Origin of the sequence: Paractinoplanes abujensis, from assembly GCF_014204895.1 — a bacterium.
In the GTDB taxonomy this organism is placed as follows: Bacteria; Actinomycetota; Actinomycetes; order Mycobacteriales; family Micromonosporaceae; genus Actinoplanes; species Actinoplanes abujensis.
This window is the reverse complement of record NZ_JACHMF010000001.1, coordinates 7,459,245-7,483,952: the sequence shown is the minus strand read 5'-3', so window position 1 is coordinate 7,483,952 and position 24,708 is coordinate 7,459,245. Positions and strand designations below refer to the sequence as shown.

At 70.6% G+C, this 24,708-nt stretch carries 22 protein-coding genes and 1 tRNA gene; 4 read left to right on the top strand and 19 right to left on the bottom strand.

Annotated features, from left to right (window positions below):
• Positions 1-36: 36 nt before the first annotated feature.
• Positions 37-1,047, bottom strand: a complete 1,011-nt coding sequence (locus BKA14_RS34355; RefSeq protein WP_184954922.1) for a LacI family DNA-binding transcriptional regulator — start codon at positions 1,045-1,047, stop codon at positions 37-39.
• Positions 1,048-1,143: 96 nt separating this feature from the next.
• On the opposite strand from BKA14_RS34355, the gene BKA14_RS34350 reads away from it, so the two are divergent.
• Positions 1,144-2,016 carry an ATP-binding protein gene (locus tag BKA14_RS34350; protein ID WP_184954921.1) on the top strand — a complete coding sequence of 291 codons (873 nt, stop codon included), beginning with the start codon at positions 1,144-1,146 and terminating at the stop codon, positions 2,014-2,016.
• On the opposite strand, the gene cysN is transcribed toward BKA14_RS34350, so the two are convergent.
• From cysN to BKA14_RS34305, 9 genes are all read right to left on the bottom strand, one after another.
• Positions 2,000-3,298, bottom strand: coding sequence for a sulfate adenylyltransferase subunit CysN (gene cysN / locus BKA14_RS34345; protein WP_184954920.1), 1,299 nt, complete (start codon positions 3,296-3,298; stop codon positions 2,000-2,002). The genes BKA14_RS34350 and cysN overlap by 17 nt on opposite strands.
• Complete coding sequence (cysD, locus tag BKA14_RS34340) at positions 3,298-4,209, bottom strand: sulfate adenylyltransferase subunit CysD (protein WP_184954919.1); 912 nt, start codon at positions 4,207-4,209, stop codon at positions 3,298-3,300. Before cysD ends, cysN begins: the two co-directional genes overlap by 1 nt.
• A 60-nt stretch (positions 4,210-4,269) precedes the next feature.
• On the bottom strand, positions 4,270-5,160 hold the full coding sequence (locus BKA14_RS34335; protein ID WP_184954918.1) for a 3'(2'),5'-bisphosphate nucleotidase CysQ: 891 nt from the start codon (positions 5,158-5,160) through the stop codon (positions 4,270-4,272).
• 23 nt (positions 5,161-5,183) lie between these two features.
• The gene (locus BKA14_RS34330; protein WP_184954917.1) at positions 5,184-7,028 is read right to left on the bottom strand and encodes a sugar transferase; all 1,845 of its coding nucleotides are present in this window, start codon (positions 7,026-7,028) and stop codon (positions 5,184-5,186) included.
• Between the two features lie 140 nt (positions 7,029-7,168).
• Positions 7,169-7,756: an aminoacyl-tRNA hydrolase gene (gene pth, locus BKA14_RS34325; protein WP_184954916.1), complete on the bottom strand. Its 588-nt coding sequence runs from the start codon at positions 7,754-7,756 to the stop codon at positions 7,169-7,171.
• A gap of 89 nt (positions 7,757-7,845) precedes the next feature.
• Positions 7,846-8,478 (bottom strand): 50S ribosomal protein L25/general stress protein Ctc, encoded by a 633-nt coding sequence (locus BKA14_RS34320; protein WP_184954915.1) that lies wholly within the window; start codon positions 8,476-8,478, stop codon positions 7,846-7,848.
• Positions 8,479-8,844: 366 nt separating this feature from the next.
• Positions 8,845-9,825 (bottom strand): ribose-phosphate diphosphokinase, encoded by a 981-nt coding sequence (locus tag BKA14_RS34315; RefSeq protein ID WP_184954914.1) that lies wholly within the window; start codon positions 9,823-9,825, stop codon positions 8,845-8,847.
• A 237-nt stretch (positions 9,826-10,062) separates the two neighbouring features.
• Complete coding sequence (glmU, locus tag BKA14_RS34310) at positions 10,063-11,523, bottom strand: bifunctional UDP-N-acetylglucosamine diphosphorylase/glucosamine-1-phosphate N-acetyltransferase GlmU (protein ID WP_184954913.1); 1,461 nt, start codon at positions 11,521-11,523, stop codon at positions 10,063-10,065.
• Between the two features lie 66 nt (positions 11,524-11,589).
• Positions 11,590-11,660: transfer RNA gene (locus BKA14_RS34305), tRNA-Gln, on the bottom strand.
• Positions 11,661-11,926: 266 nt separating this feature from the next.
• Between BKA14_RS34305 and BKA14_RS34300 the strand changes: the two genes are divergently transcribed.
• Positions 11,927-12,529: a TetR/AcrR family transcriptional regulator gene (locus BKA14_RS34300; RefSeq protein ID WP_184957137.1), complete on the top strand. Its 603-nt coding sequence runs from the start codon at positions 11,927-11,929 to the stop codon at positions 12,527-12,529.
• Here BKA14_RS34300 and BKA14_RS34295 read toward each other — a convergent pair.
• The 7 genes from BKA14_RS34295 to BKA14_RS34265 form a co-directional block, all read right to left on the bottom strand.
• Complete coding sequence (locus tag BKA14_RS34295) at positions 12,526-12,960, bottom strand: DUF4383 domain-containing protein (protein ID WP_184954912.1); 435 nt, start codon at positions 12,958-12,960, stop codon at positions 12,526-12,528. The genes BKA14_RS34300 and BKA14_RS34295 overlap by 4 nt on opposite strands.
• Positions 12,960-13,436, bottom strand: a complete 477-nt coding sequence (locus tag BKA14_RS34290) for a DUF4383 domain-containing protein (protein WP_239092580.1) — start codon at positions 13,434-13,436, stop codon at positions 12,960-12,962. Before BKA14_RS34290 ends, BKA14_RS34295 begins: the two co-directional genes overlap by 1 nt.
• A gap of 65 nt (positions 13,437-13,501) precedes the next feature.
• On the bottom strand, positions 13,502-15,286 hold the full coding sequence (locus BKA14_RS34285) for an ABC-F family ATP-binding cassette domain-containing protein (protein ID WP_184954911.1): 1,785 nt from the start codon (positions 15,284-15,286) through the stop codon (positions 13,502-13,504).
• 7 nt (positions 15,287-15,293) lie between these two features.
• Positions 15,294-16,241 carry a 4-(cytidine 5'-diphospho)-2-C-methyl-D-erythritol kinase gene (locus tag BKA14_RS34280; RefSeq protein WP_184954910.1) on the bottom strand — a complete coding sequence of 316 codons (948 nt, stop codon included), beginning with the start codon at positions 16,239-16,241 and terminating at the stop codon, positions 15,294-15,296.
• Positions 16,238-16,813, bottom strand: a complete 576-nt coding sequence (locus tag BKA14_RS34275) for a Uma2 family endonuclease (protein WP_184954909.1) — start codon at positions 16,811-16,813, stop codon at positions 16,238-16,240. Before BKA14_RS34275 ends, BKA14_RS34280 begins: the two co-directional genes overlap by 4 nt.
• On the bottom strand, positions 16,810-17,697 hold the full coding sequence (rsmA, locus tag BKA14_RS34270) for a 16S rRNA (adenine(1518)-N(6)/adenine(1519)-N(6))-dimethyltransferase RsmA (protein WP_184954908.1): 888 nt from the start codon (positions 17,695-17,697) through the stop codon (positions 16,810-16,812). The genes BKA14_RS34275 and rsmA overlap by 4 nt, the downstream gene beginning before the upstream one ends.
• A 31-nt stretch (positions 17,698-17,728) precedes the next feature.
• A complete protein-coding gene (locus tag BKA14_RS34265; protein ID WP_184954907.1) occupies positions 17,729-18,628 on the bottom strand; it encodes a TatD family hydrolase in 900 nt (299 codons plus the stop codon).
• A 68-nt stretch (positions 18,629-18,696) separates the two neighbouring features.
• Here BKA14_RS34265 and BKA14_RS34260 point away from each other — a divergent pair, with 68 nt between their 5' ends.
• Positions 18,697-19,731, top strand: coding sequence for a hypothetical protein (locus tag BKA14_RS34260; RefSeq protein WP_184954906.1), 1,035 nt, complete (start codon positions 18,697-18,699; stop codon positions 19,729-19,731).
• Between the two features lie 72 nt (positions 19,732-19,803).
• On the opposite strand, the gene BKA14_RS34255 is transcribed toward BKA14_RS34260, so the two are convergent.
• Positions 19,804-21,030, bottom strand: coding sequence for a hypothetical protein (locus tag BKA14_RS34255; RefSeq protein ID WP_184954905.1), 1,227 nt, complete (start codon positions 21,028-21,030; stop codon positions 19,804-19,806).
• A 206-nt stretch (positions 21,031-21,236) separates the two neighbouring features.
• Positions 21,237-23,033, bottom strand: coding sequence for a methionine--tRNA ligase (gene metG, locus BKA14_RS34250; protein ID WP_184954904.1), 1,797 nt, complete (start codon positions 23,031-23,033; stop codon positions 21,237-21,239).
• 132 nt (positions 23,034-23,165) lie between these two features.
• Here metG and BKA14_RS34245 point away from each other — a divergent pair, with 132 nt between their 5' ends.
• Positions 23,166-24,698, top strand: a complete 1,533-nt coding sequence (locus tag BKA14_RS34245) for a hypothetical protein (RefSeq protein ID WP_184954903.1) — start codon at positions 23,166-23,168, stop codon at positions 24,696-24,698.
• Positions 24,699-24,708 lie beyond the last annotated feature (10 nt).

Below are 24,708 nucleotides of genomic sequence, written 5' to 3'. Positions count from 1 at the left end.
TCCTCGAAATGAAGGCCGTTGTTGAGCGGCGTTCGCTCAGCCGGCGGTGCTCTCGCGCACGATCAGTCGATGCTCCACGCGCAGCTCACGGGGCGCCCCGGCCGCCGCCGGGCCATCGCCCAGGCGTTCGGCCAGCAGGTCCACGGCCAGCTGAGCGATCCGCGGCGCGTCGGGTGCGATCGTGCTGAGCGTGGGCGTCGAGAAGCGCCCGTCCTCGATGTCGTCGAAACCGATCACCGCGACGTCCGCCGGCACCGACACCCCGCGCGACAGCAGCGTGCGCAGCGCGCCCAGGGCCAGCAAGTCGTTGAAGCAGAACACCGCGTCCGGCGGCGCGGCCGAGTCGAGCAGCCGGGCCATTGCGGCGGCGCCATCGGCCCGGTGGAAACCGTCGGCGGACATCTCGAGGGCCGGGTCGGCGGGCAGCCCGGCCTCGGCGAGCGCGGCCCGGTAGCCGGCCAGGCGCTGGTGCGCGGTCACCGCGGAGGGCCTCTCCTGCACGCCGATGGCCGCGATCCGGCGGCGGCCGAGCGAGGTCAGGTGGCGGGTGGCGTCGGCCGCGGCCGCGGTGTTGTCGATCGCCACGTGGTCGGCCGGGCCGTGCCAGACCCGCTCGCCGAGCAGCACCATCGGGGTGCCGTCGCGCAGCGCCAATTCCTCGCCGGCCAGGGCCAGCGGGCTGAAGATCAGGCCGTCGATGGCGTGCCGGCGCAGGCCCGCGACCAGGTTGCGCTCGCGTTCGGCGTGGCCGTCGGTCTGGTCGATCAGCACGGTCCACGAGCGGCGCTCGGCGGCCTGCACGATCAGCCCGGCGATCTCGGCGAAGTAGGGCGACTGGAGCTCGGGCACGGCCAGCGCGATCACGCCGGAGCGGCCGCTGCGCAACTGGCGGGCGGCGATGTTGGGCACGTAGCCGAGCGCCTCGATGGCGGCCTGCACGCGGGCACGGGTTGCCGGGGCCACGTGCACATATCCGTTGACGACATTGGAGACCGTCTTGATCGACACGCCGGCCCGCGCGGCGACATCCTTGAGGCCCGGCGGCACGGAGATGGACTATACAACGTTGCAGTACTTAAGTCCGATCACTCGCGGGAGCTAAGGGCGGGCTAAACGATCTGTCGGCGCGATTACCGTGGCGGCATGTCCCTGCGCGCAGCGTGTCTGCCGACCGAGGAGCCCGCCATGCATCTCGAGAGCGATGCCGACGCATCGGTCGTGCTTCTCACCATCCGTGGCCGGTGGGACCGCAGGCTGTGGCACCTCGCCACCGAACGGCTCAAGAAGTGCCTGGCCGAGCACCCCGAGGCGGTCGTCGTCGATTTGTCCGAACTCGACGACCCGGCCGCGGCCAGCGCCACCACGTGGATGACGGCCCAGCGGACCGCGGCCGCCATGCTGCCGCCGGTGCAGCTGGCCCTGTGCATCCCGCCCGACCTGCCGCTGGCCGACCGCATGCAGCGTCTCGGCGCCCGGCACTACCTGCCCGTCTACGCCAAGGTGCGGCAGGCCCGGGTGGCCATCGCGAGCCGGTTGCCGCTGACCGAGCGGCTCGTGCTGACCCTCGCCCCCGAGCCCGAGGCCCCCAGGCTGGCCCGCAACCTGGTCAGCGACGCGTGCCTGGCCTGGGACAGGGTGCAACTGCTGCACCCGGGCCGGTCGGTGATGAGCGAACTGGTCAGCAACGCGGTCGAACACGCCCGTACGGAGATGACGGTCGTGGTCAGTCTGCGGGGCGCGGGCATTCACCTGAGCGTGGCCGACGGGGTCACCGAGCCGCCGCGCCGGATCAAACCGAGCCGTGTGCGCCGGGATCGGCCGCTCGACGAGCGCGGCCGGGGACTGCAGGTGGTCAGTGCGCTGGCGATCGCCTGGGGCACGCTGCCCACCCGTACGGGCAAGGTGGTCTGGGCGACCATGCAGCCGCGCGCCAAAGATGCCCGGCGGCAGCCGCGGAACGACTCCCCGCGACTGCCGCCGGCCCTGCGTGACGAGCGCCCTACTGGGCTTCGATGATCATCCCGGCGCCGACCGTGCGGTTGGTGCCCTCGTCGACAAGGATGAAGCCGCCCGTCGTGCGGTTGCGGCGATACTCGTCGGCCAGCAGCGGCACCGTGGTGCGCAGCCGCACCCGGCCGATCTCGTTGAGCTGCAGCGCGTCGGCCTGCTCGTCGCGGTGCAGGGTGTTGACGTCCAGCCGATACTGCAGGCCACGCACGACCGTACGGGCCGAGCGGGTGGTGTGCTTGATGGCGTACTTGGCGCCGACCCGCAGCGGGGCCGACTCGTCCATCCAGCAGACCATGGCCTCGATGTCCTGCGCGACCGCGGGCGCGTTGTGCGGCCGGCAGATCATGTCGCCGCGGGAGATGTCGATCTCGTCGTTGAGCCGCACGGTGACCGACATGGGCGGAAACGCCTCGTCGACCGGGCCGTCGGCGGTGTCGATGCCGGCGATCGTGCTGGTCATGCCGGACGGCAGCACCATCACCTCGTCACCCGGCTTGAGCACGCCCGAGGCGACCTGGCCGGCGTAACCGCGGTAGTCGGTCACGGTCGTCGACTGCGGACGGATCACGTATTGCACGGGGAACCGCACGTCGACCAGATTGCGGTCGCTGGCGATGTGCACGTGCTCGAGGTGGTGCAGCAGCGACGGACCGTCGTACCACGGGCTGTTCTCGCTGCGGGAGGCGATGTTGTCGCCGTTCAGCGCGGAGACCGGGATGATCGTCAGGTCGCCGATCTCGAGCTTGGCCGCGAACGAGGTGAACTCGTCGGCGATCTTGTCGTAGACCGCCTTGTCCCAGTCCACCAGGTCCATCTTGTTGATGCAGAGCACCAGGTGCGGCACTCGCAGCAGGCTGGTCAGGAACGCGTGCCGGCGGGACTGCTCGACCAGGCCCTTGCGCGCGTCGACCAGGATCAGCGCCAGGTCGGCGGTGGAGGCGCCGGTGACCATGTTCCGGGTGTACTGAATGTGCCCCGGGGTGTCGGCGATGATGAACTTGCGCTTCGGCGTGGCGAAGTAGCGGTACGCCACGTCGATCGTGATGCCCTGCTCGCGCTCGGCCCGCAGGCCGTCGGTGAGCAGCGCCAGGTTGGTGTATTCGTCGCCGCGGGACGCGCTGGCGGCCTCGACCGCTTCCAGCTGGTCGGCGAAGATCGTCTTGGTGTCGTACAGAAGCCGGCCGATCAGGGTCGACTTGCCGTCGTCCACGCTGCCGGCGGTGGCGAACCGCAGCAGGTCCATGCGCGCCGCGGGCGCCGCCTCGGTCTCCAGGACGGCCTGGCTCATCAGAAGTAACCCTCTCGCTTGCGGTCTTCCATCGCGGCCTCGCTGACCTTGTCGTCACCGCGGGTCGCGCCCCGCTCGGTGATCCGGGTGGCGGCGACCTCGTCGATCACTTTGTCCACCGTGTCGGCCTCGGAGAGCACGGCGGCGGTCTGCGAGGCGTCGCCCACCGTGCGGTAACGCACCCGGCGGACCTCCGAGGTCTCGCCGTCGCGAAGCCGGATGAACTCGTTGACCGCGTAGAACATCCCGTTGCGCTCGACGACCTCGCGGTCGTGCGCGTAGTAGATGCTCGGCAGCGGGATCTGCTCCTTGGCGATGTAGTGCCAGACGTCGAGCTCGGTCCAGTTGGACAGCGGGAAGACGCGGATCGACTCGCCGGGGTGGTGCCGCCCGTTGTAGAGCGCCCACAGCTCGGGCCGCTGGTTCTTGGGGTCCCACTGGCCGAACTCGTCGCGGAAGCTGAACATGCGCTCCTTGGCGCGGGCCTTCTCCTCGTCGCGCCGGGCGCCGCCGAACAGCGCGTCGAAGCGGTACTTCTCGACGGCGGCCAGCAGCACCGGGGTCTGGATCCGGTTGCGGGTGCCGTCGGGCAGCTCGCGCACGAGGCCGGTGTCGATCGCCTCCTGCACGCTGGCCACCACCAGGTTGAGGCCGAGCGTGGCGACCCGCTGGTCGCGGTATTCGAGCACCTCGGCGAAGTTGTGGCCGGTGTCGACGTGCATGACCGGGAACGGGATGCGCGCGGGGGCGAACGCCTTCTCGGCGAGACGCAACATCACGATCGAGTCCTTGCCGCCCGAGAAGAGCAGGACAGGGCGCTCGAACTCGGCCATCACCTCGCGCATCACGAAAATGCTCTCGGCTTCGAGGGCATCCAGATGCGAAACGCGGTACGGCTTCGTCTGGCTCATCGGTGGGCTCCAGACTTGATCTAGGAGTTACAGCGGGGGGATGTTGCCCTTAGACAACCGTCATTCTGACGGAAGGTGACGCTGCAACGCTGCAAGCAACCGAGGAGCGAGATCCTTACGGCACACCACCAGGTCCGGCAACTTAGGGTCGGCCTCGTTGTATTTCAGCTCAGAACCATCGATTCGGCTAGCGTGCAGGCCAGTGGCCAACGCCACAGCGACGGGCGCCGCCGAGTCCCATTCGTACTGGCCACCGGCGTGCACGTACGCGTCGGCATCGCCGTTGATCACTGCCGCGATCTTGACGCCGGCCGAGCCCATCGGCACCAGCTCGGCCCCGATCTCCTCGGCCAGGGCGGTCACGAAGGCGGGCGGGCGGGTGCGGCTGGCCGCGATCCGGATCGGGCCGCCGGTCGCCGCGTTCAACGGCAGGGGCGGATACGCCGGTGAATGGTCGGTGGCGATCGTGCGGTGCTGGGCCGGCATCGCCACCGCGCCCGCGGCCAGGCAGGACGGGCTCGAGCAGTCGGCCGTCCACAGCGCGACGTGCACGGCCCAGTCGGCCCGGCCCTCCTCGGAGAACTCGCGGGTGCCGTCGAGCGGGTCGATGATCCAGACGCGGGAGGAGTCGAGGCGCTCGGGCCGTACGGTGGTGTGCTCGCCCTCCTGCCACGCGACGCGGGCGTGGTCGTCCTCCTCGGAGAGCACGGCGTCGGCGGGGCGCCAGCGGGCCAGCTCGGCCCGCATGAAGTGATGCGCGGCCTTGTCACCGGCGGCCTTGAGCGCCTTGCCGTCGGCGAAGCCCAGCTCGTCGCGCGTCTGGAGCAGGATCTGCCCCGCGCGGTCGGCCAGCCAGCGGGCGAAGGCCGCGTCGTTCACCGGCGGGATGCCGCCGTCACTGCTCTCCCGCTGGGAGGTCACGCGCGCCGACGTCTCTGTCCGCTCGCCCATATCTCAGCCGCTCCTCTACGCCGTCAGTACGCTCCGGAGGAGCGCACCACTGCGGTCATGGTGCGCAACAGGATCACCAGATCCAAACTGAGGGTCCAGTTCTCCACATAGCGCAGGTCCAACCGGACCGCTTCCTCCCAGGGCAGGTCCGAACGTCCGGATACCTGCCACAGGCCTGTCATGCCCGGCTTGACGGCGAGCCGGCGCCGCACGTCGTCGGCGTACGCCGCCACCTCGGACGGCAGCGGAGGCCGCGGCCCGACCAGCGACATCTGCCCCAGCAGCACGTTGAGCAGCTGCGGCAGCTCGTCCAGCGAGAACCGGCGCAGATACCGCCCGACCCGGGTCACCCGCGGGTCGTCACGGATCTTGAAAAGCACGCCGTCGTGCTCGTTCAGATGCCGCAGCTCGGTCAGCCGCGCCTCGGCATCCACATACATGCTCCGGAACTTGAAGATGCGGAACAATCGACCGTCCCGACCGACCCGCACCTGACGAAAGAGTACCGGCCCCCGGGACGTGCATCGCACCGCCAGTGCGACGCCGAGCAGCAGCGGACCGAAGATCATCAATAGCGCGAGCGCGCCGAGGCGGTCGAAGGCCTCCTTGACCAGGCGCGATCCGCCGTGCAGGCGCGGGTGCTCGACGTGCAGCATGGGCAGCCCGTCGAACGGCCGGATGGTGGTGCGCGCCCCCGCCACGTCGACCAGCGCGCTCGCCACGACGAGGTCGATCTCGTCGCGTTCCAGCCGCCAGGCCAGCCGGCGCACGGCCTCGCCGTCGAGCTCGGGGCAGCTCAGCACGACCACGGTGTCGGCGTCGGCCTGCTCGACCGCGCCCGCGACGTCCTCGAACGTGCCGTAGACGGTCAGGCCCTGCGGCCCGCCCACGCCCACGCCGTCGTGCCCCGGCGGCAGGCAGGCGCCGACCACCTCGAGCCCGTGATAGCGCTCCCGTCGCAGCTGACGGGTCATGCCGATGACCGAGAGCTCGTGCCCGACCAGGATCACCCGGCGCATGCTCTCGCCGCGCGACCGCGTCAGGTGCAGCCGCTTGCGGAGCGCGAACCGCAGCACCACGGACGACACGATCGCGGCCGGGAGAGCGGCCAGGACATAACCCCGGGCGAGATCGAGATCGAGCCCGTACGACACCACTGACACCCCGGCGATGAGGCCGACCCCGCCCCGGAGCACCCGCTGATATTCGTCGGTGCCGACGAAGAGATACCTGCGCTCGTAGGCCCGGGCGACCGCGAGCACGGCCAGCAGCAGCACCGGCAGCAGCGTCGACAGGATCATGTACGCGAGGTTGTAGCTGGTCACCTCGTCGCCGAAGCGGAGCCCGAAGGTGGCCGCACCGGCCGCCGTGCCTGCCACCAGGTCGCACAGCACCAGCGAACGGACGTAGCGGCGCTCCCAGCGCTGCCGCCTCGACATGGCCGCGTGCCGGCCCCGGACGCGGACGAAAGGCCGGGCCGCGGGCCGGGCCGCCGCCGACCGGTTGGGCCGCTCGGACCAGTGCCGGTCGATCGCCCGGTTGTGCGCCGGGTCGGTCCGGCCCCGGGTCACCAGCGGCGGCGCGTTGTCCGGCCGGTCCTGGGTGGTCGGCGGCCCCGCGTTCGGGCGCGTCGTGGTCGTGGCCTGGTCCATCACCGCGGCGCTGGTTCCCGCGCCGGCCGGGGGCGGGCTCAGCGGCACCACCGGGGCCGGGATCTTCGAGCGGCGCGGTCCCTGGTTGGCCGGCGGATGGTTCGACCGGCCGTAGCCCTCGGGCGGGTGCACAGGGGGCCGCACCGGCCGGATCGCCGGCAACAGCACAGTCGGCTGGGCCAGCACCGCCTCCGTCGCGGACAGGTCCCGCCGCATCCCGCACCTCCCCCAATCCGACAGTCAATCTGCACCGAATCGGTGCATACGTCTGACCAACGGTCGGGCGGTCAAGAGCGTCACGGGACCGGAGGCGGACAAAACCGCCCATACGATCTATTTATTCCGACCCCGCGAGATCAACCGCCGTGGTATTTGTTCTGCGCCCACTCCACGCCCTCGAGCACGATCGCCTCGACTACGTCGGCCGCCCGGTCGACGAGGAACTCCAGCTCCTTGCGTTCGGCGCCGGAGAAGTCGGAGAGCACGAAGTCGGCCGGATCCTGCCGCCCCGGCGGACGGCCGACGCCGAAGCGAACCCGGGCGTACTCCTTGCTCGCCAAGGACTTCGACATGGACCGCAGGCCGTTGTGGCCACCTTCACCACCGCCACGTTTGGCTCGTATCTGCCCGAAAGGCACATCCAGCTCATCGTGCACGGCAATCACGTTCTCTACCGGCACTTTGAAGAACTGTGCGAGCGAGACCACAGGCGCGCCGGACAGGTTCATGTAGGTCAGCGGCTTCAACAGCACGATTTTCGGGCCACCGAAGCCCAGCCTCCCCTCGGCCACCTCGGTGTGGGCGCGCTTGGCCCGGCCGAACTTGCCGCCCACCCGGGACGCCAGCAGGTCGGCCACCATGAAGCCCACGTTGTGCCGGTTGCCGGCGTACTCCTTGCCCGGGTTACCGAGCCCGACCACCAGCCACGGCGACTCGTCGCTCACTGCCGTTCCCCTCCAGACACGAGTCCGGGGAAAGTGCCTGCGTGGCACTTTCCCCGGTCACTGCTCGTACGCCGACTAGGCGAGGATTTCTACTCCTCGGTGGAAGCAGCCTCTTCGCCGCCCTCGGCGGCCTCTTCGCCGCCCTCGGCGGTGTCACCCTCGAGCTGCTCGGCGGTCTGCGCCTGGGAGACGATCGCCAGCACGAAGTCGGGCTCGACGGCCAGTTCGGTGCCGCTGGGCAGCTGCACATCGGCCGCGGTGACCTGGGCGCCCGCCTCGAGGCCCTCGATCGACACCTCGAAGCCGGACGGCAGGTGCATGGCCTCGGCGACCACGGCCAGCGTGTTGGACTCGTTGACGACCAGGGTGTTGCGGGCGGCCTCGCCGACCAGCGTCACGGGGACGTCGACCTGGACCTTCTCGCCACGCTTGACGATGATCAGGTCGACGTGCTCGTAGGTGTCCTTGATCGGGTCACGCTGGATGGCCTTGGGCAGGGCCAGCGTGGCGCCCGAAGCACCGGCGATGTCGATGGTGAACACGGTGTTGAGCCCACCGTGCCGGATGGCGGCCGCGAACTCACGGGCCGGCAGCGCGATGTGCACCGGCTTCTCGCCGTGCCCGTAAAGCACGGCGGGCACCAAACCGGCCCGGCGCGTGCGGCGGGCACCACCCTTGCCGAACTCGGTGCGGGGCTCGGCGCTGATCTTTACCTCGGACACGGGGAAACTCCTGAAACTCTTCGATCGGGCTGCGACTAAGTCGGCGTGCGTACGGTCCGGCAGTGTGTGGAAATCGGCCGCCGTCGGTGCTGGAGGCCGTCGTCGGCGCTGCCGGGCAAGGGGGCGCGCTGGGCACAGGCCCGGAGCACCGCGTCGATCACGGTGCCTCCGAGCGGCTGCGAACCTCAGCAGACCGCGGGGCACCCTCGCCGTGGCAACCGCACTAGCTTACCTGCTGTACGCGCGCACGACTCAGCGGGTCCGCCCCGCTCAGGCACACCGCGAAAACTTCACCCTCTCGATGCAACTTGCATCAACCGATTTCCCGCCGCGGTGACGGCTCAGAGCGCCCCTTCCGGGCGTCTGCTAGCTCAGGCCGCCGAACAGGGTGGTGACCGAGCCGTCGTCGAAGACCTCGCGGATCGCGCGGGCCAGCAGCGGCGCGATCGACAGCACGGTGATCTTGTCGAGCCGCTTCTCGGGCGGCAGCGGCAGCGTGTTCGTCACCACGAGCTCGCTGATCCGGCTGTTCTTCAGGCGCTCGGTGGCCGGGTCGGAGAGCAGCGCGTGGGTGGAGGCCACCACCACGTCGGCCGCGCCCTCCTCCCAGAGGATGTCGGCCGCCTTGGTGATCGTGCCGCCGGTGTCGATCATGTCGTCGACGATCAGGCAAACCCGGCCCTCGACCTCACCGACCACTCGGTTGGCGACCACCTGGTTGGGCTTGAGCGGGTCGCGGGTTTTGTGGATGAACGCCAGCGGGCAGCCGCCCAGCCGGTCGGTCCACCGCTCGGCCACGCGCACACGGCCCGAGTCGGGCGCGACCACTGTCATCGGCCGACCGGCGTACTTCTTCTGCACGTGCTCAGCCAGGATGTCCATCGCGAACAGGTGGTCGACCGGGCCGTCGAAGAAGCCCTGGATCTGCGCGGTGTGCAGGTCGACCGTGAGAATGCGGTTGGCCCCCGCCGTCTTGAGCAGGTCGGCCACCAGCCGGGCCGAGATCGGCTCCCGGCCCCGGTGCTTCTTGTCCTGCCGCGAATACGGATAGAACGGCAGCACGACGGTGATCCGCTTGGCCGAGCCCCGCTTCAGGGCGTCGATCATGATCAGGGTCTCCATGACCCAGCGGTTCACACCCTCGGTCACCGACTGCACGACGAACGCGTCCGAGCCGCGGACGGAGTCCTTGAAGCGAACGAAGATCTCGCCGTTGGCGAACTCGTACGAGTCGGCGGGGGTCGGGGCCACGCCCAGCACCTGCCCGATCTCGTCGGCCAGCTCCGGGAAACCCCGGCCGGAGAAAAGCATCAGAGACTTACGGTTCTCCGCGACGATGCTGCCCATCGGCTCGCTACTCCCGTTGGATCGAGGGGGTGGGGACGTAATCGGAGTGAAGTATCCCCCGCGGGCACTCCGCCGCCACGTTCCGAGGCCACCGGGTGGGATGCCTCACCCCGCCGGAACATTCCAGCTCAGGGACGGTCACCCCACCAGCCACCGGCTTCGGCACGCCACTGTCGGATACCCGCCAGTGGCCTTGCGTCCACCTCCAGCTAACCCCAACCCGCGCCGATCCGCGCGTTACTCGGCCGTGCTGACCTCGCCGCCGGCCTCTTTCTCGGCGATCGCCTTCTCGGCGGCGGCGGCCGACACCGTGCCCGCCCGCTTGCGCGCCACCCAGCCCTCGACGTTGCGCTGCGGCGCCCGCGTCACGCCGAGGCTGCCCGCCGGTACGCCCTTCTGAATGGCGCTACCAGCGGCGACATAGGCCCCCGGCTCGATCTCGACCGGCGCGATGAGCACGGTGTCGGAGCCGACGAACGCGGCCTCACCCACAGTGGTGTGGCTCTTGTTGACCCCGTCGTAGTTGGCGAAGATCGTGCCCGCGCCGATGTTGGCCTTGGACCCGATCGTGGCGTCACCCACGTAGGACAGGTGCGGCACCTTCGCGCCGTCGCCCAGCTCAGCGTTCTTGGTCTCGACGAAGCCGCCGACCTTGGCCTTGCGCCCCAGCCGCGTGCCCGGGCGCAGGAACGAGAACGGCCCGACGGTCGCCTCCGGCCCGATCTGGGCGCCGATCGAGTGCGTGCGCAGCACCACCGCACCCGCACCGACCGTGCTGTCGATCAGCGTCGTGTCCGGCCCCACGATGGCGCCCGCGCCGACCGTGGTCGCGCCCAGCAGCTGCGAGTTCTGGTCGATCTCGGCGTCCGGCTCCAGCGTGACGGTGACGTCGATCCACGTGGTCGACGGGTCGAGGATGGAGACCCCCGTACGCATCCAGGCCTCGTTGACCCGGTCGCGCAGCAGTGCCCGCAGCTTGGCCAGCTCGGCCCGGTCGTTGCAGCCCAGCGTCTCGTCGGCGTCGGGGGCCACGAACACCCCGACCGGGTGACCGACCGCGGCCATGATCCCGAAGACGTCGGTCAGGTATTCCTCGCCCTGATCGTTGTCGGTCGACAGCTTGGCCAGCGCCTCCCGCAGCGAGGAGAGGTCGAACGCGTAGATGCCCGCGTTGATCTCGCGGATCGCCCGCACCTCGGCCGACGCGTCCCGCTCCTCGACGATCCTTTCGAGGTTGCCGGCGCCGTCCCGCACGATCCGGCCCAGGCCGGTCGGGTTGTGCACCTCGGCCGCCAGCACCGTCGCCCCACGCGCGCCCGACTCGTGCGCCTCGATCAGGCTCGCCACCGTCTCGGCCCGCAGCAGCGGCACGTCACCGTTGAGGACGACCACCGTGCCGGTCGCCTCGGGCACGGCCTCGAGCGCGATCCGCACGGCGTGACCGGTCCCGTTCTGCTGGGCCTGCAGCACCGGCGTGGCGGCCGGCGCGACCTCGCTCAGGTGCGCCTCGACCTGGTCGGCCTTGTGCCCCACGACCACGATCGTCCGCTCGGCGCCGGCCGGGCCGGAGGCGGTGAGCACGTGCCCGAGCAGCGTGCGCCCGAGCAGGGGGTGCAGCACCTTGGGCGTGGCGGACTTCATCCGCTTGCCCTCACCGGCGGCAAGGACGACAACGGTTCGACGAGGGGCCTGACTCACGCGGTACTCCTGTGTTCGCAGTAGTCACTCAGAGAGGGCGGCGACACCACAGCCGCAGACAGCCGGCTCCCGGAAGAGGATTCGAACCCCTATAAACGGCACCAAAAGCCGCGGTCCTACCATTAGACGATCCGGGACTATCACGGACATCTCCCCCGCGGGGCCATGTCCACCGGTCACATCTTAGCGGCACCGGGTCAACCCCTTTCGACGGCGAGCCGGTCAAGCTTCGACACCACCTCCTGGTCGCCCGTCAACCCGGCGGACCGTACGACTGGTCGCCACCGGCTTCCCGGGGCCGATGGAAATCGGACAGAGCTGGCAGGATGGGCGGGTGACGGACTCAGACGACGCCGCGGCCCGGCCACGACGTGCAAGGGCGGCGACCACCCCACGGGTGCGCATGTCGGCCGCGCAGCGCCGGGAGCAGCTGATCGCGATCGGCCGTCAGCTCTTCGCCGAGCGGGGCTTCGACGCCACCAGCGTGGAGGAGGTCGCGGCCCGGGCCAAGGTGTCCAAGCCGGTGGTCTACGAGCACTTCGGCGGCAAGGAAGGCCTCTACGCGGTGGTCGTCGACCGCGAGGTGCGTGCGCTGCTCGACCGGATCGCGGCCGCGCTGACCGCCGGGCACCCGCGGGAACTGCTCGAACAGGCGGCGCTGGCGCTGCTCGGCTACATCGAGGAGGAACCGCACGGCTTCCGGGTGCTGGCCCGCGAGTCGCCGGTGCTGTCGCCCGCGGGCACGTTCTCGAGCGTGATGAACGACGTGGCCCACCAGGTCGAGCACATTCTGGGCGCCGAGTTCAAGGCGCGCGGTCTCGACCCCAAGCTGGCCGAGCTCTATTCGCAGGCCCTGGTGGGCATGGTGGCGCTGGTCGGCCAGTGGTGGCGGGAGGCGCGCAAGCCCAAGAAGGAGACGGTGGCCGCCCACCTGGTCAACCTGGCCTGGAACGGCCTGTCCCACCTGGAGGCCAAACCCACCCTGCTGACCAGGAAAACGGGTTAGCGAGCGGCCTCGTCGTCCGGGCGGCCGATCTTGCCGTAGAGGCCCGCGGTCAGGACGACCAAGCCGAGCAGGGCCAGCACCACGACGTTGATCATCGAGAAGTTGAACACGTTGGCGTCGGTCTGGATCACGGCCATGACGACCATGGCGAACCCGGCCAGCGCCCAGCCCAGCACCAGTGCGACCTGGTGGTAGAGGTTGCGGCCGACGACCACGGCGACCAGCAGCACCACGCCCAGCAGCAGGCTGACCCAGGCCGTGGCCGGGTTGGTGCGCAGACCGAGCACCCAGTCGCCGCCACGGTGGAACAACGGGTCACCCGCCGTGACACCGACACCAATGGCGCCGAAAAGCGTCAGGTAGGCCGCGGCCAGAAAGGCGAGCAGGCGGTAGAGGGGACGCAGGGGGTGATTGAGGGGGTAGTGCGCCATCAGGCGGGCCGGCCCTCCCGCACCTGGCGCGGCGCGCCGGCCTGCTCCTGCGGCGCGACCTTGCCGTACAGGCTGGACAGGATGAGGATCAGGCCCACGATGTAGGTCACCACGACGGTGGACATGCTGAAGCCGAACAGGTTGGCGTCGGTGCGGTTGGTGGCCAGCTCGTAGCTGCCGATGACCAGCAGAGTCCAGCCGAGGTATTTGCCCGCGGCGACGTCGAGGTTGCGCCCCATCGCGCCCGCGGCCACCACCACGATGCCGACGACCAGCGCGATGATCGACCACAGCAGGTTGGTCTCCTGGCCGAGGACCCGCACGCCGGTCACGCCGGTGAAGCTCTCGCCGGACGTCTGAATCAGGCCGATCACGCCGAACACGACCAGGTAGGCGCCCGCGACCAGGCTGAGCGCGCGGTAGAGAGGCCGTAGCGGATGGTTGACCGGGGTGTGCGCCATGGTGTCCGTCTCCAAGGTCAGGTGTTGTACCCGCCGATTCTCGCGTATTGCCCCCAAGCGGCGCAGGCACACCCCCCGGATCAGTTTCCGGGCACCTGCTCGGCCAGTTCCAGCCAGGCCTCCTCGACCTCGGCCCGCTCCTGCTGGACGGCCTTGAGCTGCGCGTCGTACTCCATGATCTTGTCGTAGTCGCTGCCGTGCTCGGCCAGCTTCTCGTTGATCTTGACGATGCGCTCCTCGAGCTTGCCCAGCTGACGCTCGAGCCGGGTCAGGTCCTTGCGGGCCTGACGCAGATCACCGGCGGACAGACCGGGCTTCTCATCCCGTACCGGGGAAGGGGCTTGGCCTTGGCCGGACGAAGCGCGCACAAGGTACTCGTCGATGCCACCGGGCAGGTGCACGAGACGGCCGTCGCCGAACATCCCGTACGCCGTGTCGGTGACGCGCTCCACCAGGTAGCGGTCGTGGCTGGCCACGATCATCGTGCCCGGCCAGGAGTCGAGCAGGTCTTCCAGGGCCGCCAGCGTGTCGGTGTCGAGGTCGTTGGTGGGCTCGTCGAGCAGCAGCACGTTAGGCTCGGCGGCCAGCAGGCGCAACAACTGCAACCGGCGCCGCTCGCCACCCGAGAGATCGCTCACCGGGGTCCAGATGCGCTTGTCGGTGAAGCCGAACACCTCGGCCAGCTGACCCGCCGAGAGCTCGCGGTCACCCAGCTTGACCCGCTTGGCCACCTCTTCCACCGCTTCGAGCAGGCGCAGATCGCCGGGCAGCTCCTTGAGCTCCTGCGACAGGAAGGCCGCGCGCACTGTCGAGCCGGTGACCAGGCGGCCGCCCTCGGGCGTGGTGACCCCGGCCAGCAACCGCAACAGGGTGGTCTTGCCGGCCCCGTTGGCGCCCAGGATCGCGAACCGGTCACCCGGGCCGACCTGCCAGGTCAGCCCGTCGAGGATTGTCTTGGGGCCGGCCTGCAACCGGACGTCCTCGAGGTCGTAGACCTGCTTGCCCAGGCGCGAGGTGGCCAGCCGCTGCAGGCTGACCTTGTCGCGCACCGGGGGCACGTCGGCGATCAGGGCGTTGGCGGCGTCGATGCGGAACTGGGGCTTGGACGTGCGGGCGGGCGGGCCCCGGCGCAGCCACGCGATCTCCTTGCGGAGCAAATTCTGCCGGCGGGCCTCGATCACGGCGGCGACCCGCTGCCGCTCGGCCCGCGCCAGGGTCCAGGCCGCGTAGCCGCCCTCGTACGCGTGGACCTGCTCCTCGACGACCTCCCAGGTGGCCGTGCAGACGGCGTCGAGGAACCAGCGGTCGTGCGTGACGACGACCAGCGCGCCGCGACGGGTCAGCAGGTGCCGGGCCAGCCAGTCGACACCGGCCACGTCGAGGTGGTTGGTGGGCTCGTCGAGGATCAGCAGATCGCTTTCCCGTACGAGCAGGGCCGCCAGCGCGACCCGGCGCCGCTCGCCACCCGACATCGGCCCGACCGGGGTGTCGAGGCCCAGGTGGGGCATGCCCAGACCGTCGAGGATGGCGCGGACCCCGGCGTCGCCGGCCCACTCGTGCTCGGCCCCCATGCCCTGGGCCAGCCAGGCCGTGCCCAGCACGACGTCGCGCACGGTCAGCTCGCCGGCCAGGTCGAGCGTCTGGGGCAGGGTGGCGACCCGCAGGTCACGACGGTGGGTGACGCGGCCGGAGTCGGGCTCCTCGCTCTTGGCCAGCAGCCGCAGCAGGGTCGACTTGCCGGCGCCGTTGAGGCCGACGATGCCGATGCGGGCGTCGTCGTCGAGCCCGAGAGAGACGTCGGTGAGAAGCTGGCCGGCGGCGCCGTAGCCCTTGTTGACCCGGTCCAGGTTGATGATGTTCGCCACGATGGCTCTACGTTACCCGCGCGCCCGGCATGGGGCCCCGGGCGGTGACCGCCTCGCGGCACACCCCGGCCGCGTTGAGCCCGGCCGCGACCTGGGCCGCGTGCGCCGCCCCAGTGGCCAGGAACACACAGGTCGGGCCGGAGCCGGAGACCAGACCGGCCACCGCGCCGGCCTCGTTGCCGCATTTGAGCACGTCGGCCAGCTCGGGCCGCAGCGCGAGGGCCGCGGCCTGCAGGTCGTTGCCGAGGGCAGCGCCCAGCACCTCGGGGTCCCGCTGGCGCAGCGCGGCCATCAGCTCGTCGGCGTCGCCCAGCGCCTTGGGCGGCCAGGAACCGGCGCGCAGGTCGTCGAGCTTGCGATAGACCTCGGGGGTGGACAGGCCGCCGTCGGCCAGCGCGACCACCCAGTGCCACGTGGTCGGCCGGGCCAGGATCGGGCTGATCGCCTCGCCGTGGCCCGTGCCCAGGGCCGTGCCCCCGTGCAGCAGGAACGGCACGTCGGAGCCGAGCGTGGCGCCCACCTCGGCCAGCTCCTCCCGGGTGAGGCCGGTGCCCCACAGCAGGTCGCAGGCGAGCAGGGTGGCCGCGGCGTCGGCACTGCCCCCGGCCAGCCCACCGGCCAGCGGGATCGACTTGCGCAGGTGCAGCCGGGCGTAGGCCGGCACGCGGGCGCGGGCCGCGAGCGCCCGGACGGCCCGGATGATCAGGTTGGTCTCGTCGAGCGCGAGCGTGCCCGTGCCCTCGCCCTCCATGGTCAGGGTGAGCGTGTCACCCGGCCGGGCGGTGATTTCGTCGAACAGGCTGATCGCGTGATAGACGGTGTTCAGCTCGTGAAATCCGTCGTCGCGCAGCGGCCCGACCCCGAGATGCAGATTGATCTTGGCCGGCACGCGCACCCGCACGGGCCCGTTGTACCGGCGCGGCTCGTCGTCGTCCGGTCCCCAGGCCTCGGTCACGGAGTGATGTCCCGAATCGGCAGCTTGATCTCGAACGGTGCGTTCAGTGACAGCTCGGTGTCCGAATCACCGGCGGGCTCGTACCTGCCGTTGGCCAGATCATATGCATGTACGTGGATCGGACCCTGTTCGATTCGCCAGAAGTGTGGAATGCCTAACGCCGCGTACTCGGAGGGTTTGTCGAACCGGTCCCGGCGCTTCGTGCCGGGCGAGACGATCTCGACGGCGATGGCGACCTGCGCGGGCAGAAAGAAGTGGTTGCTCATGTTGACGGGCTGGTGAAGAAGCAGTACGTCCGGCTCCAAGCTGTCCTGCAAGGTCACGGCAACACCAACTGCCGTGCCTGCGACGAATTCCTTCGGCGCGTTCTGCCGGAACCACAGCCACAGGAGATTTCCGATGTTTTGGTGGCCGAGCGTCGGTGAGGGGACCACGATCATGACTCCGTCGCGGAGCTCGACGCGGGGGGCGTCGTCAGGGAGGGAAAGGACATCCTCGAGAAGATGGTCGGCCCGGCGTTGCCTGATCGGGTCAGGCGACCACACGGCAGGGCCTGCCGGCTGCGCGGTCATAAGTCCACCTCCTCGGGCTGCCTCTCGGACGGGCTGAGCTTACCGCCGCGGGGCGACAGTTTGGCCGCGGCCGCGATCGCCACGAACTCGTCGACGGTCAGCGACTCGCCTCGGGCCTGCGGGCTGATCCCGGCCGCCACCAGCAGCTCCTCGGCCCGGGCGGCGCCGCCCGCCCAGCCCGCCAGGGCCGCCCGCAGGGTCTTGCGGCGCTGCGCGAACGCCGCGTCGACGACCGCGAAGACCGCCGCCCGCTCGATGTCACCCGGAGGGGTGCGCCGGGTGAACGCGACCAGGCCCGAGTCCACATTGGGCACCGGCCAGAAGACCGCGGGCGGGACCTTGCCGGCCGCGCGGGCCTCCGCGTACCAGGCCAGCTTGACCGACGGCACCCCGTAGACCTTGGAACCGGGCCCCGCGACGAGCCGGTCGGCCACCTCCTTCTGCACCATGACCAGGCCGCCGCGCAGCGTGGGCAGCTCGGCCAGCAGGTGCAGCACGACGGGCACGGCCACGTTGTAGGGCAGGTTGGCCACCAGCATCGTGGGCGCGGGGTCGAAATCGGCGCCGCGCACGTGCAGGGCATCGGCGTTGTGCACGGTCAGGTGCGCGGCCGTGACCGTCTCGGGCAGCGCCGCGGCCAGCCGGGGGTCGATCTCGACGGCGTGCACGTGCCGCACCGCCCCGACCAGGCCCAGTGTCAGCGAACCGAGCCCGGGGCCCACCTCGAGCGCGACGTCGGCGGGCACGAGACCGGCCGCGGTCACGATGCGGCGGATCGTGTTCGGGTCGTGCAGGAAATTCTGGCCGAGCTTCTTCGTGGGGGCCACGCCGAGCCGGGCCGCCAGCTCCCGGATCTCCGCCGGGCCGAGAAGTGCGTCAGCCATGACCTGCGAGCCTAGCCGGGGCGATGAACGCCTAACGCCACGGGCCGAAGACTCGCTCGCCGTTGGCCGAGATCGCGGCGCACAGCTCGTCGACGTCGTCACCCCTGGTCGCGGCCAGGGAGCGCACGGTCAGCGGGATCAGGTAGGACGCGTTCGGCCGGCCCCGGTACGGGACGGGGGTCAGGTAGGGCGCGTCCGTCTCGACCATGATCTGCTCGAGCGGGGTCAGGGCGGCCGCCTCGCGCAGGTTGCCGGCGCTGGCGAAGGTCACCGTCCCGGCGAAACTGAGGTAGAAGCCCCGCCGTACGCACTCGGCCGCGAAGCCGGCGTCGCCCGAGAAACAGTGCATCACGACCGTCTCCGGTGCGCCCTCGGAGTCGAGCACCCGCAGGACGTCATCGTGGGCGTCGCGGTCGTGAATGATCAGGGCCTTGCCGTGGCGCTTGGCGATGGCAATGTGCGCCCGGAAACTCGCCTCCTGCGCCGCGCGGCCCTCCTCGCCCGTACGGAAGGTGTCGAGGCCGGTCTCCCCTACGCCGCGCACGCGGGGCTCGGCCGCCAGCGCCTCGATCGCCCGCAGCGCGGAGTCCAGATCGGACAGCCGCGGCGCCTCGTTCGGGTGCAGCGCCACGGCGGCCAGCACCGACGGGTGACGCGCGGCCAGCTCGGCCCCCCAGCGGGAGGAGGCCTCGTCCACCCCGACCTGGACGATCCGGTCGACGCCGGCCTTGGCCGCGGCGGTCAGCAGTGCCTCGATCGAGTCGGTGGCCGCACCACCGGGCCCACCCGCCTCCTGGATCGTCAGGTCGAGGTGGGTGTGACTGTCGAAGACCGCGACGGCTAGCGGCTCGGGCTCGGCCGGAAACTCGCCGCTGCGGCGACGCGACTTCTCCCGGCGGGATTCCGATGGTGACGATGACATGTGAGACATTCTGCACTTCGACCCTCCGGCCACTGTTTGTTCACCTGAAGTCCACCGCTGTTGTCTAGTTTCCGACCGTGACCGTGACCGGTGAGGACAGCGTGATCGACATCGATCCGCTCGAGCCCCCGCTATCCGCCCCGCTGCGGCGCGACCTCGGCTGGGCCCGGGTTCAGCAGATGAGCCAGTCGGCCGGTTCCCGCGACGAGCCGATCCTCCGGCAGATCCGGGCGACGGCGGCCGTACGGCGCGGCACACGCATGACGAAGGTGCTTTCTCCGGCCCAGGTCTCCGGTCATCTGGGCGGTTGGCTCCCGTACGGCTTCTGCTACCGCGCGTGCGACGTGGCGCACCTGACCGACCCGCGCGACCTGGCCCTGCTCGGCACCGACGGCGTGACCGACTCCGAGGTGGCCTACGCGCTGCGCTGGCGGGCCGTGGACCCGCTCGACTACGAGGTACCGGGCGGCCCCGCGCAGCCCGGCCTGGCCCTGATTCAGGCGCACCAGCGGATCGGCGCGATGATCCTCGGCACCGGTTTCACGCCGAGCACCGACGAGCTGATCCCGGAATACATCACGGCGGGGTTCGCCGACCTGCCGATCCCGGCCAACTCGCAGATCATCGCGCACGTGCCGGGCGGCGAGGAGGTCATCCTCTACACGTACCAGCCCGAGCAGAACGGCTGGCTGCGGCTGGCCGGTCCGCGGTGGCGCGGCCTGCTCGACAACCTGCCCGGTGTGAGTCCCGACCGTGAGTACGTGCCGTGCACGACGACCGGCTCGGCGCGGCTGGTCGGGCAGATCAACGGCAAGGAGTACGAGGCGGTCGCCGACCCGCCCGAGGAGTTCCGGGTGCGGGCACTGACCCGTGCCGCCCGCTATCCGGTGTCGACGCTGAGCCGGCGGGCCGAGCAGGCCCTGTGGCGGGGGATCCCGTGCTGGGTGCTGCAACGCGACGAGGCCTGGGCCCGGTTGCGGCTGGTCCGCCCGGACAACGACTCGCTGGCGGCCACCGGCGCGCGCTGTTACGAACGGGGCGTCTACGAGGCCTGGGCGCCGGTGGGTGAGCTTCTCGACCACCACATCGCCGACATCCCGTACGCGCTGTAACGCTCTTCGAAAGGCCGAAGCCGGCGTCACCCCTCGCGGGGTGACGCCGGCTTCTTCGTTCGGTGCCTCAGGTCAGCTGAGGGTCCGCTGGTACTCGACCGAGGGGCTGGTCAGACCGGACCAGTCCATGGCGATGACGTCGGTGATGAACTGACCCTTGGGGGTGCTCTTCAGGGCCAGCGAGTACTTGCCCTTCGACGGCTTCACCGGCACCAGGCAGGAGAGGATCGACGAGTCGGTGACCGTGACCCACTTCTTCTTGGCGGTGTAGCAGACGACCGAGCCGTTGCTCTTGCCGACCATCGCGATGACGATCATTTCCTTGACGCCGGATCCCTTGTCGGTCACCGTGCCCTTGATCGCCTTCCACGACGCGGCCTTGTTCGGCTTCGACGGCTTGGTCAGCTTCACGGACGGACGCCAGGAGTCCTTCTTGAGCGTCACCTTGCCCACGTTGATCGCGGTGGCGGTGCCGTAGCCGTTGGCGACGACCGCCTTGAGCTGCTTCGCGCCCGGCGCCACGAAGTCGTCGCCCGGAGTCGTGAAGTAGTAGCGCGTGACCTTCTGCTTCTTGATCGGCAGAACCGACGCGCGCCCGTCGCCCCAGGCGACCGTGATCTTCTTGGTGCCGGCGGGCACCGAGGTGATCTCCCACACGAACTTCTCGCCGGCCCAGACCGACGACTTGTTCAGCTTGTACTTCAGCGCCGGGGAGGTGACGTTCGGGCCGGCCGACTTGGCGACCTTCTTGTTGCCCGCGGCGTCGGTCAGCGTCAGCGTGATCGGCTTCTTGCCGACCGACTTGTACGTGTGCGACACGTTCTTCGCGGTGTGGTGCAGGGTCTGCGTGGTGCCGTCACCCCAGGTGACCACGCGCGTGATCTCGGGGCCCGCGCTCACGTTGTCGCCCACGCCGATCACCGTGATGGTGACCGACTGGCCGGTCCAGATCGACCAGCGGTTCAGCGTGAAGTTGCCCGTGGGCGCGGTCTTGTCGGCCGCCGGCGGCGGCGTGGTGACGGGCGGCGACACCGGCGGCGTGGTGGCCGGGGGCGTCGTCGCCGGCGGCGTGGTGGCCGGCGGGGTGGTAGCCGGCGGCGTCGTCGCCGGCGCCGTGGTGGCCGGCGGCGGCGGAGTCGTCACCGGCGGCGTGGTGGCCGGCGCCGTGGTGGCGGGCGGCGGCTCGGTCGCGTCGGGCAGCGGCGGCGGCTCAGCGAGCGCCGGCGCGGCAGCGAGGCCGCTGGCCAAGGCACCGCTGATCACGGCCGCCAGCAGCGGGCGCGAGAGGCGAGTCTTCAAGGAAATGCTCCTTCGAGGGGGGTAAAACCGCACGAAGGGGGCACGACCGACACGGCTCGCGAAGGGACGGAGCCGTATCGATGTAACGCTGGTGTTCCCCCGTGGAGCACGGACGCTACCGGATCTTCCGTCCATCGATCAATCAGATAAACGGATGAGGCTCATCGGCACCGTTAGTGCCAATGAGCCTCATCGATAGATGGAAATCAGCCTGCTAGGCGCGCCAGCTCCTCCTCGATAACCGAGGGCTCGAGCTTGCGGAACACCGGCTTCGGGGCGGCCAGCGGGGTCCCTGTGACCAAGGGCACAGACTCCCAGCGGGCGCCGCCGGTGTAATCGCCCGTGAGCACCGGGTAACCGGGCCCGCCGTCCAAGTCCTCGACCTCCTCGATGCGCGGCATCGGCGCATGCACGCCCTCGCCGCCGAGCAGCTCGAAGACCTTCTGCGCGGAGTGCGGCAGGAACGGCGTCAGCAACGTGTTGGCGTCGCTGACGACCTGCAGCGCAACCGCCAGGACGGTGGCCTGGCGGGGCTTGTCCGCGTCGGCCTTGAGCTTCCAGGGCGCCTGGTCGGAAAGGTATTTGTTGGCCTCGGCGACCACCCTCATCGCCTCGCCGATCGCCGCCTTCTGCCGATGCTTGCCGATCAGCTCGCCCACCGTGGCGAAGCCGGCCCGCGACACCGCCAGCAGCGCCTCGTCCTCCTCGGTCAGCTCGCCCCGCTCGGGGATGGCCCCGAAGTTCTTGGCGGCCATCGAGATCGAGCGGTTGACCAGATTGCCCCACCCCGCGACGAGCTCGTCGTTGTTGCGCCGCACGAACTCGGCCCAGGTGAAATCGGTGTCGTTGGACTCCGGACCGGCCACCGCGATGAAGTAGCGCAGCGCGTCGGCGTCGTAACGCTCCAGGAAGTCGCGCACGTAGATGACGACCCGCCGCGACGAGGAGAACTTCTTGCCCTCCATCGTCAGGAACTCGCTCGAGACCACCTCGGTCGGCAGGTTGAGCCGGCCCAGCTCCCCCGGCTCGCCACCCTTGTCGCCCTCGCCGGAATAGCCGAGCAGCAGCGCCGGCCAGATCACCGAGTGGAAGACGATGTTGTCCTTGCCCATGAAGTAGTAGCCCAGCGCGTCCTTGCCCTGCGCGTCGGCCGACCACCACCGGCGCCACGCCTCGGGGTCGCCGGAACGGCGGGCCCACTCGATCGAGGCCGAGAGATAACCGATCACGGCGTCGAACCAGACGTAGATCCGCTTGTCGTTGCGGTCGCGCCAGCCGTCGAGCGGGATCGGCACCCCCCACTCGAGGTCGCGGGTGATGGCCCGGGGCTGCAGGTCGTCGAGCAGGTTGCGCGAGAACTTCAGGACGTTGGGCCGCCAGTTCTCCCGCTGGTCGAGCCAGTTGCCGATGGCCTCGGCGAACGCCGGCAGGTCGAGGAAGAAGTGCTCGGTCTCGACGAACTCCGGAGTCTCGCCATTGATCTTGGAGCGCGGGTTGATGAGCTGCTCGGGGTCGAGCTGGTTGCCGCAGTTGTCGCACTGGTCGCCGCGGGCGCTGTCGTAACCGCAGATCGGGCAGGTGCCCTCGATGTAACGGTCGGGCAGCGTGCGCCCGGTCGACGGCGACCGCGCGCCCAGCGTCGTGCGCTTGACGATGTAACCGTTGCGCTCGAGCGCGGTGAACAGCTCCTGCACCACCGCGTAGTGGTTGCGGGTGGTGGTGCGGGTGAACAGGTCGTAGGACAGGCCGAGGCCGTGCAGGTCCTCGACGATGACCCGGTTGTAACGGTCGGCCAGCTCACGCGCCGTCACGCCCTCGGCGTCGGCCTGCACCTGGATCGGCGTGCCGTGCTCGTCAGTCCCCGAGACCATGAGCACGTCGTGCCCGGCCATGCGCATGTACCGGCTGAAAACGTCGGAGGGCACCCCGAAGCCGGAGACATGACCGATGTGGCGCGGGCCGTTGGCATAGGGCCAGGCAACCGCGGCGAGAACGTGACTCATGGGGTACAAGCGTAGTGAGCGGCCCGGCCCGCTCGCGAACGGATTCGCTCAGCCTGCCACCGGATCCCTATTTATCACGACACGCCCGATTCAAAACGTGGTCACCGCTCGCCCGCGTAGTCCAATGGACGCGTGCCCGGAGACACGCCACAACCTGGGGAAACGCCTCGTAGCGGAGCCGACCCGTGGTCGCTGCCCGATCCCGACGCGGCCTGGTGGCGCGGCGAGACCGACCGCCCGGCCGACGAGCCCGCCCGCCGCCGCCTGGTCAACACCGGCCCCGAACAGCCCGCGAGCAGCACCGGAGTGCTGCTGCCGCCGGCTGCTGGGCCGCGCACCGGCGAGGCCGCCGAGGGGCACGAGGCCGGCGTCCGGGACACCGCCGACGAGCTCACCTCCCCCGCCGAGAAACCCCCGGCGCCCGTCGAGCCGCCGTCGGCGCCCGTCGAGAACATCCCGGCCGTCGAGCGGAACCACGACCAGCCGGACCCGCACCGCTACACCCCACTGCGGCCCGCCGCCGGATACACGGCGCGAAGGTCAGCGGAAACGGTGGCCGCCGACGCCCCGGAACCGCCCGCCGCCGCAGGCCCGGCCCCAGCCGCCACCGAGCCGCAGCCGTCGGCCGCGCCACAACCGGTGAGCGCTCAGCGAACACCGGTCGCGCCGCAGTCGCCGGCCGCGCCACAGTCGCCCGTCGCACCGCCCAGCCCGGGCATGCCGCACTCCGCGGCGGGGCCGCGGAAACCCGATTCCACGGCGGCCACGCCGCAGTCGCCGGCCGCGCAGCAGGCAGCGGCCGCGTCGCCGGACGGGGCGTCGTCGCCCGCCGGAACGCACCGGCCGAAACCGAAGGCCGAGGTCACGCCGCCGCCGGACGACGTCATGGTGCTGCCCGAGCCCAACCTGCACCACCGTCCGACCGTGCCGCTCGACCACCCGATGCCGATGCGGCCCCGCCAGGCCGGTGGCGCGCACACGCGGCCCACCGAGCCCCTGCCCCGGGCCACCGGCAGCCCGGCCACCGACGCGCGGCTGCAGCGGCTCGAGAACTCGGCCTTCTGGCGCGACCCGGTCGACGACACGATCGAGGTCAAGCCCGGTCAGGAGCCCCCGCCCGCGCTCACCCGGGCCCGCCACCGCAGCCCCGGCCGGGCCCGCCCCAAGCCGTCCGGGCGGCCGCTCTCGGCCCAGGTCTCGCTGGTGGCGCTGGGCCTGGTGGCGGCGTTCTTCGCGTGGGTCAGCGCGGAGCCGTTCTGGCTGGCGGTCGGGCACGGCGACCAGGGATACGTGACCACGACCCAGTGCACCGGCGAGGGCGTGACGCAGCGCTGCGCGGGCCGGTTCGCGTCGGCCGACGGGCGCTACACGATCACCCAAGTGCGCCTGCTCGGGGTGGAGGGACAGGCCCGGCTGGCCGGCACGGTCACCCCCGCGCGCATGGTCAGCCCGGACAGCCGCCAGGCGTACGTGGGGGGAACCGGCGCCCTGCTGCAACTGCGCTGGATGCTCGGCTTCGCACTCGTGCTGCTCTGCGGCTACGCGATCGCGGGCGTGACCAAGGCGCGCCGGCTCGAGACGGCCCGGGCCCGGCGCGGTGCCGTGCTGCTCAGCCTGGCGGGCCCGCTGGCCCTGCTGGCCGGCTTCCTGGCCGCCGCCTATTAGGGCCAGTCGG